The sequence below is a fragment of the Deltaproteobacteria bacterium genome, from assembly GCA_016709225.1.
GTDB lineage: Bacteria > Myxococcota_A > Polyangia > Nannocystales > Nannocystaceae > Xiheibacterium > Xiheibacterium phototrophicum.
The window spans coordinates 1,270,356-1,285,164 of record JADJEE010000002.1; the positions used below are offsets into that span (position 1 = coordinate 1,270,356).

Consider the following 14,809-nt stretch of genomic DNA (forward strand, 5'->3'; position numbering starts at 1 on the left):
GAGGGGCGGCGCCCGCTCGCGCACCCTCGCGACGATGACGTCCGGCCGGCCGCGATCCAACGCCTCGCAGACCCGCGGAACGTCAGTCGGGGATGGGATCCGTCCGCACGAGTCGAGGCGCTCGAGCCCATCCGAGGCGACGCGCCCGCGCGTTCAAGCCACCCAGGCGGGCCTGCGCCAACGGTCCGAACGCGAGCGGCAGGAGGCCCGGGACGACAGCTCGGACCACGTGCAGCCCGACCGCTCGCGCGACTGCCGGTGTCGCGTCCACCGCGAGGACGCGATACCCCGCCCCAACCAGTCGGGCGACGAGGTCGTCGAGTCCATCGAGCGGCTCGGGCTCGATGTCATCGCACGGTCCATCGACGAAGGTGCGCAGCGTGTGACCGTGCCGCGGGTCGAGGTAGTAGCGCAGGTGGTCGCCAGGCATCGCCAGCTGGGCGGCCGCCCGTGTCCGCGTGTCGGCCGGCAGCGGCGCGAGTAGTTCGATCTTCTGGACGAGGCCCCGCAGGGCGGTGTGGATCGCATCGTCGAGGGTCGACGCCGCCGCGCACGATGACGCGCAGCCGCCGACGGCGAGCACGCCCTCGCGTACCCCTTCGGCGACGGCAATGGCGACGGGCACGGAGGTCTCGTGGGAGAGCCGTGCGATGTGGAGCGCGAGCCCGCGCGCTTCGAGACTCTCCGCGAGCGCGGAGCGAGGCACCGGGCGCCTTCGGGGCATCGTGAGGCCGTACCACGCCGCAAGCATCGCATCGCGCTCGACGAGCTCGAGCAACCCTCCGAGCTGCGCGCTCGATCGATCGACATGCACGGCCCACCCGCTCGTGGTCCCGCGGCACAGTGGCGCGCCGCCGCGTCCGGCCTCGTGCATGATCCACACGGCAGAGCCGCTCGCGAGGTCGTCCGCGCGCCGCCATGGGATCGGCTGTTTCGCCGCGTAGGGCTGCCAGCTCACGGCGCGCGTGCGGTACTGCTCGCGCCGAAACAGGCCCATCTCGCGAGGATCGATCACCTCGCCGACGAGCATCGACGCAGGCAACGGATCGGTATCGGGCGCATCGCTGAAGAACGTCACGCGCTCGAGGCACTCGCCCAGCGCGCCGACCAGCTGCGCCGGCCCAGCCCCCTTGCCGCGTCCCACCGCGCGGTGCAGGCTGCCGTCGTCACGTGTGATCCAGGCCACCGCCGTGATGTCGATGCCATCGGCGCGTCCGACGACCTCCACACCATGCAGCGGCCCGCGCAGCGGGTGCACCAACGAGCTCAGGGCCTCCAGGGCAACGCGAAGCTGGCCCTTGGGGCCGACGCGCTCGAGCACGCCAGGACATTGCGTGCAGCATGGGTGCGAGGTGACCGCGCGAACGGCAACGCGGCCCCTCGTCGGCCGCAGGAGCCACCACCGATCGCCCTGGACGCCGTGGTGCTCGAGCGCCGCCACGGCGTCCCGAATGGCGTCGATGCCCGCCGGGTCGACGACGCGCGGCTGGGCCGCGGTGGGCCACCACCGGCGCAGGCACTCTCGGCACACCGAAGCCTCCGCGCTACGCAGCCATAGCCAACCATCGGGGTGCTCGAGCGCCAGCATCGTGCCGTGTTGGAGATCTCGGGGTCACCGTCGGATCACGGTGATCCGAAGTTGGTCTCGCGCCTCTGTCGGGCCAACGATGCCCGACTCAGACCAGGTCTCGATCGTCGGTCCGGCGCTGTGGCAGAAACTCGCGGCCGGCGCATGGGAACGCGACGCTGCGCTTTTTCCCGGCGCCGTCCCCGAGGGACTCGGCTCGCTCGATGCGCTGTTCGAGGGCGTGCTCCGCCGCGCCGCCGGCGGGCCCTACTCCAGCCTGCCGCCGCTGAAGCTCTATCGCGGCCACAGCCCGGACGCGCTCCACCTCCCCGATCCCGAGTGGGCCGACTACGCACCGGTGCGCGAGGACGGCGACCTCGTGGGCTACCTGCGACGGCTCGCTGCAACCACCGGCGAGGACGAACTCGGCTTCATCGTGAACCACGTCCACGCGCTCGATCCCAGGATTCACCGCGATGTATGTGGCCTGCTCGACCTCGCACTCGAGTCGCTGCCGTTTCCGTCCGGCGGCACGACGAGCGCCGCGTTCTTCGGCACCTATCGCCGTACGCAGGTCGGCATCCACTGCGACAACATGAACGTCCTCGTCATGCCCGTCCTGGGTCGCAAGAGCTTCCAGGTGTGGCCGCGCGAGGTGCTTCAAGACCACCCCGCCGTGGTCGCGCTCGGCGACGGAGCGCACGCCAGCAAAGCACGCATCCCCGGCCTGTCACCGGACGACGTCGCACACCTCGCACAGCGGATCGAGGTCGGACCTACGGACCTGTTGTACATCCCCAAGGGCATGTGGCACGTCGCGTGCCCGCAGGACCAGGTCAACGCTTCCTTCCACGTGGTGCTACTCAGCCGCGAACCGCCGCGGCCCGGGTTCGAGCAGGTCTTTCTCCGCGACGGTCGAGCCCGCGACCTACCCGCGCCGGAGTTCTCCACCGTGCAGCCGCGTGAGTTGCTGGCGTGGCGCTCCGCGCAGGGGCTGCTCGCATGGCCGCCCCCCGTCGAGCTGCCGCGCCACCGGACGGCGCTGGTCTGCGTCGCTCCCCGGAGCTGCCGCGTCGCGACCGTCGACGCCGGCGTCGAGGTCGTGGCGGGTGGTCGAGTGCTCACGGTGCGCTCGGACCAACCGTCGACCGATGGCGCGCTGCGCTCGATCCTCTCGGGCGATCCGTTCGCGCCTGAGACCTACCCAGGGTTGCGCGAGCTGATCGACGCGCTGGTGCGCACGGGAGTCCTGGCCGCGGCGAGCCACGGGAGACACGCATGAACTTGCTGCCCGCGGACTTCCTGCTGCTCAACGCGTCGAACTACCCTTCGCGCCCGATCTTCCCCTACGCCTTCGTGCAAGTGAGTGCCCTCGCGCGACGCGCGGGCGTCTCATCGCGGCGCCTCGACCTGCTCCGCGTCCCTCGTCCGGCGTGGGAGCGAGTGCTCGCCGCCGCCGTCAGGCAGCTGCGGCCGCGCGTGATCGGCCTGACACTGCGCCAGACCGACAGCATGAACGCTCGCGAGTACGACCGCAGCGACGGCCGCGAATACCTGCCGGTGCAAGACACGCGCGATGTGATTCGGATGCTGCGCCGCCACACCGAAGTGCCGATCATCGTGGGTGGCTTCGGCTTTGGGATCCAGCCCCAGCGCACCCTGGCCGCGCTCGAGGCGGATGCCGGGATCGTCGGCGAGCCCGACGCACTGTTCGAGTGCTTCGACGCCTTCGCGGAGCGCAAGCTCACCGCGGCCCCCCCAAACTACCTCGGGCACGAGGGGCTCGGACCGCGCCAGACGTTCGGGCCCTTCGACGGCGCCGAGTACACCGAGGAGCTGCTGGACGAGCTCGAGGCATTCTACGGCCCGCAGTGGTTGGCCAGCGCCCAAGCGCCCACGGTCGCGGTCGAGGTCGCGCGGGGTTGTCCACATCGCTGCTTCTTCTGCGCCGAACCGCAGGTGAAGGGTCGCACGGTCCGCCGCCGCGATCTCGACGCGGTCTTCGATGACGTGGCCCGCATCGCGCACCGAGGGCTCCGAAAGCTGTGGTTCGTGTGCTCCGAGGCCAACGTTGGGGGCAACGCCATGCTGACGGAGATCACGGAGCGGATGCGCGATCTCAATGCCTCGCGCGGCGAGGATAGTCTGTCGTGGACCACGTATGCGCTGCCCCATCTCACGCACGCGGAGCTAGAGGACATGACCGCTTCGGGGTGGTTTCTCGGCGGCTTCAATGACGTGCCGTCGCTCGATGACGACGAGCTCCGCCGTGGCGGCATGCCATACCGCAGCCGCCACGCCGTGCGCTTCATGACCGCGATGCGCGACCACGCCCGCGTACACCCGTCGCGGACCGACGACTGGGCCGTCGATCGGCGCCGACATCTCGGCCTGTTCCTCGCCGCCCCCACGCTCACCGCGGCCGGCTTGCGCACCGTGCTGACGCGCCTCGACGAAGCAGGGATGCTGCCCGGCGCCGACCGACGCGTGGCCGAGAGCGCGTTCGCGATCACGGCGCTGCGCGTTTACGACGACGACGGCGATGCGACCCGGCCCCGCTTCACCGTGCCAGCAGCGCTATCGGAGGCGCTCGGCGGCGTTGGGCGCCTCGCGGCGCTGCAGCGGTACCTCGAGACGGTGGTGCTGTGCGACGCCCACCGGCGCGGCCGCGACGACTCGGCGTTCGTCGCCCCCCGCCGTCGCCGACTCGCCGCGTGGGTCGGGATCGCCGCGGAGTCGCTCGCCTACGCCGACGTGGTGACGCGCTTGCACGAGCGTCTCGGCCCGCTGTGGGAGGATCTCGGGCTGGCGCCCGCCGCTGGTGGGGCTCCCGCGGCGTCGGACTACGCAGTAGCGCGTGCGCTGTGGAACTCGGCTCATCGTGACGGCGGCGTTCGAGCGCTATTGCGGCCCCACGTCGGGTCGGCGTGGCCGCTGGTCTGCTCGATCCTCGTCCACGAGTACTCCATCCCGCTCGACCCGCCGCTCCTGCGGCTCGTGCTGTCGCCATGAAGAAGCAGCTCGCCTCGTTGGTCACGCAGTATCTTCGGCGCACCGAACGATCGCGCGAGTGCATGCGCGATGGTGGCTTGGTCGCGCTCCCCATGGGCCAGCCGTCCGGCGCACTCGCACGCGTGCTGCCGCCGCTGCTGGTCGCGCGAGCCGAAGGCAGTCGGATCTGGGACCTCGACGGGCACGAGCACGTGGACGTGACGATGGGGTTCGGCGTCCACTTCTTCGGACACGGGTCGAGGCTGTTGTCCGATGCGCTCCAGTCCACCCTCGTTGCCGGCCTGGGTGCCGGGCTCGTCGGCCGCAGCTACGTCGACGCCGCACGGCGGATTCGGACCGCTTGCGACCTTCCCGTGGTTCACTTCGGGACGACGGGCACCGAGGCGGTGATGACGGCGATTCGGATTGCGCGCGCGAGGACCGGCCGACGCCTCGTCGCGCGTTTCGAGGGCCACTACCACGGGCACGCCGACGTCGTGTTGGAGCGTCGCAGCAGCGAGCAGATGGTGCTGCCATTCGGCGGAGACGAGGCGCTCGCCGAGCTCGAGCGCCGCGGCAGTGAGCTGGCCGCCGTGGTGGCGAGTCCCATCTCGGCGCTCGCCCCGAGCACGTGCCCAATCAACTTTCTCGCCGAGGTCGGCGCGCTCGCACGCAAGCTCGGTGCGGCGTTCGTCGTCGACGAGGTGCTCACGGGCTTCCGCTTCGGCCCGCGGCCACTCGCCATCGAACTTGGTCTGCGTCCTGACGTGCTCGTGCTCGGCAAGGTGCTCGGGGGCGGGCATCCCATCGGCATCCTCGCGACGACGGAGGCCTGGATGGGCGAAGGTTCGGACGCGCGGGGTGTGCAGGTGGTGCACCCGCGCTGCCTCGTGGCGGGAACCTTCAATCGCAGCGCGCTCGCCACCGCCGCCTGCGATGCCGTGCTCGCAGCGATCGATCGCGGCGAAGTGGACTACGCCCGCCTTGCCGAGGCTACGAACCGCTTCGCCGCTGCGCTCGGTGAGGTCGTCGCCGCACGCCGTCTCGGTCGTGTCAGCGCGCGCGGTGCCCTGATCGCGGTGGTATTCGATGCACCTCACCTCGCTGATCTGGCCGCGCTCCATCTCGCGGTCGAGGGGGTATATGCGCGCGCCGTCAATGGCACGACCCTGGTGATGTTCCTTTCCACCGCCCACGTCGACGCTGACCTCGAACGCGTGCTCGAGGCCATGCGCACTGCGCCAGGGCCTGGGGGAGCCGATCCAACATGAGCGAGGAACTCTTCGACCAGCTCGCACGGCTGCGGGACCCGCCGAGTGCGCAACCGTGGCCGAGCGCCGGCATCTCGCTGGACCTGGCATCGGCGCTCGTGCCCGGACTGCTCGACGACCCCTGGCGCTTCCTGACGACGCGTGGCGCTCGGATGCGCGTGCTCGGGGGAAGCCTGCCTGGCGAGGAGCGGGTGTTCTGCACCGCGGACCGCGGCCCTCGGTGGCTCGCGCGAGGCCACACGCTCTACTGGATGACGGCCGAAGACGGCGTCGGCGAGCTCCGTACTGCGCTCGCCGAGCTGTGCCCCCGCTGGGGGCATGTGCGAGGCCACGCTGGCATCTTCGTGTCTCCGGCAGGTGCTCGCTCGGCGTGGCACTTCGACGCCTTGGACAACGTGAGCATCCAACTCACCGGCACAAAGCGCTGGTGCCTGAGCGATTCACCGCGCGTGGAGTACCCCACTGGCAACTATGGGATCGGTGAAACGGTGCCACCATCGCTCGCCTGGTGCCGCCGTGAGCTCGAGACGGTCACACGCATCGAGCCGCGGGCCGACGCGGTGCTCGGGCCCGGTGACGCGCTGTTCGTGCCCGCGGGTTGCTGGCACGAGGTCAGCTGTCTCGACGAGATGTCGATCTCCCTCAGCTTCGGAATGACGAGCCCATCGCGCAGTGACGTGGTGGTCGAGGCGGTCCGCCAGCTGCTCGAGCATTCACGCTCCTGGCGTGCTCCCGCCGATCGATCGCCGGCTGAGCTCTGCGCTGCGCTCCGCGAGTGGCTCCCGCGGTGAGCACGACGCTCGCGGCCAATCGTACCGACGCTCAGAACGCGTCGATGGTGTTGCCGGTGAGATCGATCGCGACCCCGTGGACGCCGCCGTCGTCGACGTCGATCCGCATGTAGTGATACGAGCCCGAAGCTGCCGCAGTGAACCAAGCGCCGAGCGGACCACCACCCTCGCTCCCACCGTGACCCGTGGTGATGTAGACCACTCCGTCGTCGGCTGCGTCGTCGGCCCGGATCGGAACCGTGCGCTCGTAGGTGTGGTTGTGACCGTTGAACACGAAATCGACGTCGTGTTCCTCCAGCAAGGGCACCAGCGCACCGAACGACGCGGTCGGCGCGTGATCGTCGTAGCTCGTGTACAGCGGCGCGTGGAGCAGCACGATCCGGTGACGAATCTCGGCGTCACCGTCGGCGGCTCCGAGCAGCTCGCGCAACCAATCGTACTGATGGACGTTGTAGCAACGATCGCTCCGCGTCGGCGAGGAGGGGGCGTTCGCGCAGTAATCGGCGCAGTCGACGTAGCCGGCCTCGAAGCCGTTACACGCGAACAAATCGTGGTAGTCATCGTTGACGCGCAGCACCACGAAGAGTACGCCACGGTAGCGAAACGAGTAGTAGAGCTGGTCGGGAAAGTCGGCGCCACAGGGGTCGCCGGCCGGGGTCGGGTGATCGAGCAGCGCCGAGACATCGAACACGTCGCACAGGCGATCGCCGCACGCATCTGGAACCCAATCGTGATTGTCATCGTGATTGCCGACCACCGGAATGAACGCGGTCGGCAGACCCGGCGGGGCGTCTTTGGCCCGTAGCGGTGCGATCTGCTCGGCGAAGTTGCCGTGAGCGTCGGCCTCGGTGCAATCCCCCGCGTGGGTGAAGCATGTACTGGCGTCGTAGCCCGTGGTCATGTCTCCCAGGTGCACCACGAAGTCCCAGTTGGACTCGGTGACCATGCGCTCGACGAGCCGAAGATGCGCCGCGTTGCCCTCGCAACCGCCGCCCGCTCGAGTGTCGCCGTAGATGAGGAACGAGAACGGCGAAGGCGGCAGGAGATCGGTATCGCCGAGGTCGCCGTCGCTGGCCGCCGCGTCAGTGGTCGCGCCCGAGCTCGACCCGCTGGTCGAAGCCGCGGTGCTCGCTGCTGCGCCAGCGGACTCACCGGAGTGCCCGGATGCCGAGCCTTCGGCGTTCGGCACGGCCGACGAGCTGCCGACAGGCTGTGAGCCAGAATCGACGCCCGCGCACGTCAGCTGCGTGAGCGCGAGGGCGAGTGGGAATCGCGGAGCGCGTGCCATCGTGGCTCGGTCTGTGGCCAGACCTCGCGGAAACTGTGCGCGCACCCGCGAACCGGCCGCCCCGATCCCCGACCCCGGCGGCGGCCCGTCACCCGTCCGAGCCACGGCCGCCGGCAGCGACTTGCACGATGCTCGACGCCGTTCCCGAAGTCCCTCGAGCGGAGCCCGTCACCGGACGCGGACGCGGATCGGTGTCGCACGCTCCGGGTACGCGACCGCGGTCTTCGTCGCACGCGAGACCAACAGCACGACGTACGTCCCTTGGGCGGGAACCTGCTGGCGCAACACCCCGGCATCGGCACGCCGCGGCACCCCGTCGAGCATGAAGGCCAGCGAGAAGTACGACGCCGCCACGGTCCGCCGCTGGTACTCGGAGGCTGCTGGCGGCCCGACCGTCGCCCACACGAGCTCGCCCTCGCGGAAAAGCCGCAGCAGCTCGCGCCGTTGCCGGCCGTGCGTCAGCCAGCCCGCGACGAACAGCGGCACGCCCGAGAGCACGCTGATGAGCAGCGCCTGCGCAGGGCCGAGGATGCCGAAGAAGACCACCGACAGGACGAGCCACGCAAGCAGCAGCGCACCGGTGTGTCCGCGCAGCACGCGATCGGAGAGGGCTCGACACATCGCTTCGGGGCGCGGCGTCGCGGTCGTGGCCAAGGCGTGCGTGTCTTCGTGCGGCTGCGTCATGGCGCCCGTCGAGTCGTCCCGCAAGTACGCTGCAATCCGCGGGACGCGATCGTCACCGCGATTGTTCGACTTCGGCGACGCGCTGGCCCGTCAGCTCGGTGGCAGCGCGCAGAACTCCTGCGGCCGCGCCCACGCGAGCACGTTGGTCCAGAACAGCTCCACGTCGGCGAAGCCGACCCAGTCGCTGTCGAAGGTGACCCACTCGTCGCCCCACATCACCACGCGGCCGCCGCTTGCGGTCTCGTGGGCGATGCCGGCGTCACCCATCGGCACGGTCGCGAAGATCGCCGAGGTGCCCTGGTCCTCGAGGTCGGCCGGCGCGACGCCGCCGATGTAGTTCACGTCGAGCAGACCCATGCCGATCGGATGGCCTTGATCGAAGGTCGGCGTGACGCCGAAGTCGTCGTGCAGGTAGCCGCCCTGGTAGGCGAGGCCGAACGGCGCCACCACCGTGTTGGCGCGATCGACCTCGGGCACGGGATTGTTGTTGTCGAAGTTGTAGCCGATGAGCGTCACCAGTCCGTGGCCATCGACCTTGACGAAGTCCTCGATCGCCTGCGCCTCGGCGTCGTCGAGGCCGCGCTCGACGCGATCGATGATCACCAGGTCGTAGTCGGCGAGGAGTTCGTCGGTCACCACGCCGGGCTGGTTCTGCAGCAGCGTGCGCGTGACCGAGGTGCCGTTGGCGGTGAGCCAGGCCTCGAAGTTCGAGGTCGGCGCATAGCCGGTCGCGCCGAGGATGCCGATCGACAGGCAGTCGCAGATGCCGTCACCGCCGACGTCGATGTCGTCGACGTAGCCGTTGCAGTCGTTGTCGAGGTTGTCGCACGTCGCCTCGACATCCTCGGTGGGCACGCAGCCCTCGGTGTCACCCGAGCTGCTGCTCGACGACCCTGCGCCCGAGCTGCCGCTCGACTCGCTCGCAGCCATGGTGGTGCCGCTGCTGTCGGCGCTCGTGGTCGACGTCTCGGCGCTGGTCGAGCTCGAGCTCGCCGACGCCTCGCTCGCGCTGGTGTCGGTGGTCAACGTGGTCGAGGCGGTGTCGGAGGTGGACTCGGCGCCACCCGTGGAGGTGTCGGTCGAGGTCCCGCCACCACCGCCGCACCCGAGCGCCGTCACAATCGCAACCCACACCGCCGTCGTTCCTGCGCATCGCCCCGTCGTCTGCATGGCGCGAGCCTAGCAGCCCAACGCAGGCCCCCGCCTCCGGCGATCACCCCGTGCACGAACGGGAGCATCCCCCGCCGGTTGACGGCGGCGTGCGCGTGGCGAATGATCGTGCCGTGGTGTGGTCGTGGCGCGAGGTCGCGCGGGTCCAGTTGGTGTTGGCCGGACTCGCGTCGTGTGGGCGTACGGGCCTGTTCGGTCCTGTGCTCGGGAGTGGCGACGATCGCGGTGACACCGGCACCGACGGTCCTGGTCAGACCGAGACCGGCGCACCCGGCACATCGACCGGCGTGGTGGTCGAGTGCGATCCCGCCACCGGCCTGTGCCCGATCGATCTCCGCCTGCGTCGCGCCGTGGACATCCTGTTCGTGGTCGACAACTCGGGCTCGATGGGCGGCGAGCAGGGCACGCTGACCCGCAGCTTCCGATCGTTCGTCGAGGTGCTCGAGTCACAGCAGGTCGGCGCGAACTATCGCATCGGCATCACCACCACCGCGGCCGACGGCGTGCTGCGAGCGACCAGCTGTCGCGGCCGCCTGCAGGACTTCCTGTTCGAGTGGACCTTCGGCACCATCGACGAGCGCCAGCGCGGCTGCCTCGATCACTGCGCCTACGAGTCGATCGCACTGTCGGAGCCGTGGGTCGAGAAGAGCGAGGGCACCACCAACCTACCGGCCGGCGTCGACATGGCCGACGCGCTGCAATGCATCGGCCCGCCGGGCATCAACGGCCCCGGCTACGAGAGCCCGCTCGAGGCGATGTACCAGGTGCTGCAGGCCGACAACGGTGGCTTCCTGCGCGACGACGCCCTGCTCGCGGTCATCTTCCTCACCGACGAGGCCGATTGCTCGGGCTCGATCGATCAGCAGACCTGGCTGCAGTACGAGGGCCTGCCGTTCTGGACCACCCCCGAGCGTTCGACCTCGGGCGCGTGCTGGAACGCGGGCGTCACCTGCGAGGGTGGCCCCGGCATCTACGACACCTGCTACGCGCAGAACAAGGGCCGCGACGGCACACCGTCTCCGCCCGACGAGGCCGTGCTCTACCCGCCCGAGCGCTACGTCGATGCCATCAAGGAGCTGTCGCTGCAGCGCCAGGCCGCCGGCCACCAGGGCCAGGTGCTGCTCTCGCTGATCGCGGGTGTGCCGCTCGACTATCCCGAGACCCACGAGATCGTGTTCCAGGATTCGGACCTGCCCGACTTCAACGTCGAGTTCGGCATCGGCCCGGCGTGCAACCGCGGGCTCGAGACCATCGACGATCCGCCGGGCATCCCCGACGTGCGCCTGCGCGGCGTGGTCGAGGCGTTCGCCACCGACGAACCCAACGTGTTCTCGGTCTGCTCCGACGACTACGGCGTCGCGCTCGAGTCGATCGCCGGTGCCATCGGTGAGATCAACGAGAAGGCCTGCGTCGGCGGCTGCGTGCTCGACCTCCAGCCAGCGCCGGGCGTGCAGCCCAGCTGCGAGCTCATCGAGCAGTTCCCACCCGACCTCGGCGAGCCCGATCGCCTGGTCGAGCCCTGCGCCCTCAACGGCGACGTGTGGAGCTTCCCTGGCCCCGGCGTCGACGCGTGCTACCGCGTGCTGGACGACGTCGACGGCTCGACCAACCGCAAGGTCGACGACATGGAGGCCTACTGCGTCACCACCGGCTTCAACCTCGAGCTGGTGGTGGAACGACGGCCGGAGGTTCCGGTACCGTCGGGCACGTCGATCGCGGTGCACTGCGATCTGCGTGGACCGCCCGGCGTGACCTGTGACGACCTCTGAGCTCGCACCACCGCAAGTGACCCCCGACGCGCCGACGCGCACCGTGATCTGCGGCGACGCGCTCGTGTGGCTCGCGACCGCCGAGCTCGGCCCCGCGCACGCGGTCGTCACCTCGATGCCCGATCACAGCGAGATCGGCGGCACGCTCGACGCCTGGCGCACCTGGTTCATCGACGCCGCGCGGCTGTGCTGCACCCGCGTGCACCCCGATGCGGTTGCGATCTTCTACCAGAGCGACATCAAGCACGACGGTCGCTGGATCGACAAGGGCCACCTCGTGCACACCGGCGCCGACCAGGCCGGTGCCTCGTGTCTCTTCCATCGCATCGTGTGTCGCAAGCCCGCCGGCACGCTCGGCTTCGGGCGGCCGCTCTACACCCACGTGCTCGCGTTCTCGGTGAACGGCCGACTGCCGCAGGGACACGGCGCGCCCGATGTGCTGCCCGAGCTGGGCGAGATGACGTGGTCGCGCGCGATGGGTACGCAGGCTTGCGATCGCATCTGCGAGTTCCTGCGCAGCGCGACCGCGTGCCGCACGGTGGTCGACCCGTTCTGCGGCGTCGGGACGATGTTGGCGGTCGCGAATCGCCACGGCTTTGCGGCCGTCGGCGTCGAGCGCTCGCCCAAGCGTGCGCGCAAGGCGGGTACGCTGACATTGCCTTGACCACCCCGCGCGCCAAAGGCGAGCTCGCCGGCGCGCGCGGGGCCGATCGGCTTGCTACCATCATCGACGCCGCCCCCCCAGATGGCCGACGACGACCCGCGCTTCACCCACACGCTGCCCTCGGGCCGCGCGGACGGTCGACCGGTCGAGGAGGACGACAAGCGCCCGATCGAGCCCGGGGACTTCGTCGGCCGCTTCCGCGTGCGCGAGCGCATCGGCGAGGGCGGCATGGGTGTGGTGTTCGCCGCCGAGGACCCCGAGCTCGGCCGCGTGGTCGCGATCAAGCTGTTGCGACCGGTGCAGGGCTCCGAGTCCGAGCAGCAACAGAAGCGAATGCTGCGCGAGGCCCAAGCGCTCGCGCGCGTGTCCCATCGCAACCTCGTGATGGTGTTCGACGTCGGCAGCATCCGCGGTCGCGTGTGGATCGCGATGGAGTACGTCGCCGGCGTCACGCTCGAGACCTGGCTGGCGGCCGAGCACCGCACCTGCGGCGAGATCGTGCAGGTGTTCTGCGAGGCCGCGCGCGGACTCGCGGCGGTGCACGCCGTGGGCCTCGTGCACCGCGACTTCAAGCCCGGCAACGTGCTCGTGCGCGCCGACGGCACCGTGCAGGTGCTCGACTTCGGGCTCGCGACGCAAGCGGGCGACGACGTGGTGCCGCATCAAGACGGCCGCGCCCGCCCCGATCTCGACGCGCTCGCGGCGACGCTCACCACCACTGGCGCGTTCATGGGCACGCCGGCCTACATGGCCCCGGAGCAGTTCCTGTTCCAGCCCACCGACGGGCGCTCGGATCAGTTCAGCGTGTGCGTCGCGCTCTACGAGGCGATCTACGGTCATCGTCCGTTCAAGGGCGGCGACCTGCCGGCCCTCATGGCCGCGACGCTCGAGGGCTTGCCGGGCCTGCCGCCCGAGCTGCCCGGCGTGCCGCTCGGCGTGCGACAGGCGCTCGCGCGCGGGCTCTCGCGGGAGCCCGCAGCGCGCTTTCCCGACATGAACGCGCTCATCGAAGCGCTCGAGCGCACGCGCGCACCGTTGCCCGAGCCGCGCAGCGGTGGGTGGTCCCGCTTCGCGCTCGGCATGATCGCGGGCGGTGGTGCGCTCGCGATCGGACTCGCCGTGTGGCTGTCGCGACAGCCCGCGGACGAAGACCCCGCGCCCGTCGACGCCGGCATGGTCGGCACGACCGCGGCCGAGCCCGCCGCGCCCCCGGCCGCACCGCCGCAGCCGCCCGCGACCAGCGGCGCCGATGGTCTACCCTCGGTGCTCGAGCTGCCACCGCAGCGCGACGAGCACGACACCGACGGCGATACCGATCGCGAGCCGAAGGACGCGCCGCCGGCGGACACGGGCGCGGGCCCGGTCGGCGATCGCAACGCGCTTCCGAAGGCCGAGCAGGACCGCGACACCGACGCGACGTCGCCCAAGCTGCCCGGGCTCGCCGATCTCGACGAGCCCACGCGACCCGCCGAGGGCAGCACCGGCGAGCCGCCGCCGGCCCCCACCACCGCTGCGCCGACACCATCGACGCCGCCGTCGACGACCGCCGCCGAGGCGCCGAGCGAGCCGCCACCGACCCCCGCGCCCGCGGGCACCCCTGAGCCGCGCTGACGGCCGCTCGCCGTCAGGGTTCGCGCTTGCGCGACACCGTGTCGACCAGCTCGCCCTTGCGATTCACGAAGTCGAAGCGAATGCCCTGCGCGTCGGCGTAGACCCGCATCGCGCCGTGGTCGTCGTTGTACTGCTTGGCACTCCCGGGCAGCGGCTGATGGACGGCGTAGCGATCGGGGTTTCCGCCGAGGCCGTTGACGAAGTAAAGCATGCCGTCGACCTCGAGCCGCTCGTAGTGGTGATCGTGGCCGGCGATCACCGCGGTCGCGCCCCACTCGCGGTAGGGCCAGCGCATCACCTCGCTCGATCCGTGATCGCCCGAGCTGTAGGGCGGGTGGTGCATCAGCACCAGCTTCCACGGGCCGTCGGCCTCGGCGAGCGCGTGCTCGAGCCACTGCGCCTGCTTGCCATTGGCGTCGACACCATCGGGCTCATGGCTGTCGCTGTCGACGATGAACGCATCGACCGGGCCCCACGACACCGCGTAGTAGCGCTCGTTGCCGGGCAGCGCGAAGTAGTCGGTGTACGGCTTCAGATCGACGGTGCGCCAGTCGTGGTTGCCGAGCGCCGGGAAGAAGCGGTTCTCGCTGGCGCCCGCGCCATACTTGCCCGTGTAGGGGGCGATGAACGCGTGGTAGTACTGGCCGATGTTCTCGTCGATGCTCGACGCCGCGCCGAAGTCGTAGTTGTTGTCGCCGGTGGTGAGGATGAACGCCGGCGTCCAACCCACGACCATCGCGGCGACGTCGGCCTCGGCGGGGCCGGCCTTGCCGAAGTCGCCGATGATCGCGAACTCGACCGCGTCACCGGGCTGGGCCACCCGCAGCTGCTGCGACGCCGGCGGCTCGGCCGGCGCGGCGTGGCAGGCGGTGGCGGCGAGCAACGCCGCGCAGGCCCGGGGAGCGATGCGTCCTGCGGTGGGCACGTGCACGCCCTCGCTTCTAGCAGGCCGCCGCGCACGCGCGCAAACCACCGCATCGCGGGCCATCCCATCGACAGGTGA

At 70.5% G+C, this 14,809-nt stretch carries 13 protein-coding genes; 8 read left to right on the plus strand and 5 right to left on the minus strand.

The annotated features are described in order from the left end of the window. Positions 1-82 precede the first annotated feature (82 nt). Positions 83-1,321, minus strand: coding sequence for a YcaO-like family protein (locus IPH07_19535; protein MBK6919596.1), 1,239 nt, complete (start codon positions 1,319-1,321; stop codon positions 83-85). A gap of 346 nt (positions 1,322-1,667) precedes the next feature. Here IPH07_19535 and IPH07_19540 point away from each other — a divergent pair, with 346 nt between their 5' ends. The 4 genes from IPH07_19540 to IPH07_19555 all read left to right on the plus strand — a co-directional run bounded on the left by IPH07_19540 (position 1,668) and on the right by IPH07_19555 (position 6,620). Then, a complete protein-coding gene (locus IPH07_19540; protein ID MBK6919597.1) occupies positions 1,668-2,849 on the plus strand; it encodes a hypothetical protein in 1,182 nt (393 codons plus the stop codon). Next, positions 2,846-4,579 (plus strand): cobalamin-dependent protein, encoded by a 1,734-nt coding sequence (locus tag IPH07_19545; protein ID MBK6919598.1) that lies wholly within the window; start codon positions 2,846-2,848, stop codon positions 4,577-4,579. The genes IPH07_19540 and IPH07_19545 overlap by 4 nt, the downstream gene beginning before the upstream one ends. A 122-nt stretch (positions 4,580-4,701) precedes the next feature. Further along, positions 4,702-5,829 carry an aminotransferase class III-fold pyridoxal phosphate-dependent enzyme gene (locus IPH07_19550; GenBank protein MBK6919599.1) on the plus strand — a complete coding sequence of 376 codons (1,128 nt, stop codon included), beginning with the start codon at positions 4,702-4,704 and terminating at the stop codon, positions 5,827-5,829. Further along, on the plus strand, positions 5,826-6,620 hold the full coding sequence (locus IPH07_19555) for a cupin-like domain-containing protein (GenBank protein MBK6919600.1): 795 nt from the start codon (positions 5,826-5,828) through the stop codon (positions 6,618-6,620). Before IPH07_19550 ends, IPH07_19555 begins: the two co-directional genes overlap by 4 nt. Before the next feature lie 31 nt (positions 6,621-6,651). On the opposite strand, the gene IPH07_19560 is transcribed toward IPH07_19555, so the two are convergent. From IPH07_19560 to IPH07_19570, 3 genes are all read right to left on the minus strand, one after another. Then, positions 6,652-7,809, minus strand: coding sequence for a metallophosphoesterase (locus IPH07_19560; protein MBK6919601.1), 1,158 nt, complete (start codon positions 7,807-7,809; stop codon positions 6,652-6,654). 267 nt (positions 7,810-8,076) lie between these two features. Continuing rightward, entirely contained in the window at positions 8,077-8,562 is a 486-nt protein-coding gene (locus IPH07_19565) for a hypothetical protein (protein ID MBK6919602.1), read from the minus strand. A gap of 120 nt (positions 8,563-8,682) precedes the next feature. Next, positions 8,683-9,522: a hypothetical protein gene (locus IPH07_19570; protein MBK6919603.1), complete on the minus strand. Its 840-nt coding sequence runs from the start codon at positions 9,520-9,522 to the stop codon at positions 8,683-8,685. On the opposite strand from IPH07_19570, the gene IPH07_19575 reads away from it, so the two are divergent. The 4 genes from IPH07_19575 (at position 9,521) to IPH07_19590 (ending at position 13,806) form a co-directional block, all read left to right on the plus strand. Next, on the plus strand, positions 9,521-9,775 hold the full coding sequence (locus IPH07_19575; GenBank protein MBK6919604.1) for a hypothetical protein: 255 nt from the start codon (positions 9,521-9,523) through the stop codon (positions 9,773-9,775). The two genes, IPH07_19570 and IPH07_19575, sit on opposite strands and share 2 nt — an antisense overlap. Positions 9,776-9,875: 100 nt before the next feature. After that, positions 9,876-11,531, plus strand: coding sequence for a VWA domain-containing protein (locus IPH07_19580; GenBank protein MBK6919605.1), 1,656 nt, complete (start codon positions 9,876-9,878; stop codon positions 11,529-11,531). 16 nt (positions 11,532-11,547) lie between these two features. Further along, positions 11,548-12,195 carry an SAM-dependent methyltransferase gene (locus IPH07_19585; GenBank protein MBK6919606.1) on the plus strand — a complete coding sequence of 216 codons (648 nt, stop codon included), beginning with the start codon at positions 11,548-11,550 and terminating at the stop codon, positions 12,193-12,195. 81 nt (positions 12,196-12,276) lie between these two features. Then, the gene (locus IPH07_19590) at positions 12,277-13,806 is read left to right on the plus strand and encodes a serine/threonine protein kinase (protein ID MBK6919607.1); all 1,530 of its coding nucleotides are present in this window, start codon (positions 12,277-12,279) and stop codon (positions 13,804-13,806) included. A 13-nt stretch (positions 13,807-13,819) separates the two neighbouring features. Here the strand turns inward: IPH07_19590 and IPH07_19595 are convergent, their stop codons facing one another. Then, positions 13,820-14,737, minus strand: coding sequence for a metallophosphoesterase (locus tag IPH07_19595; protein ID MBK6919608.1), 918 nt, complete (start codon positions 14,735-14,737; stop codon positions 13,820-13,822). Between the last annotated feature and the right edge of the window lie 72 nt (positions 14,738-14,809).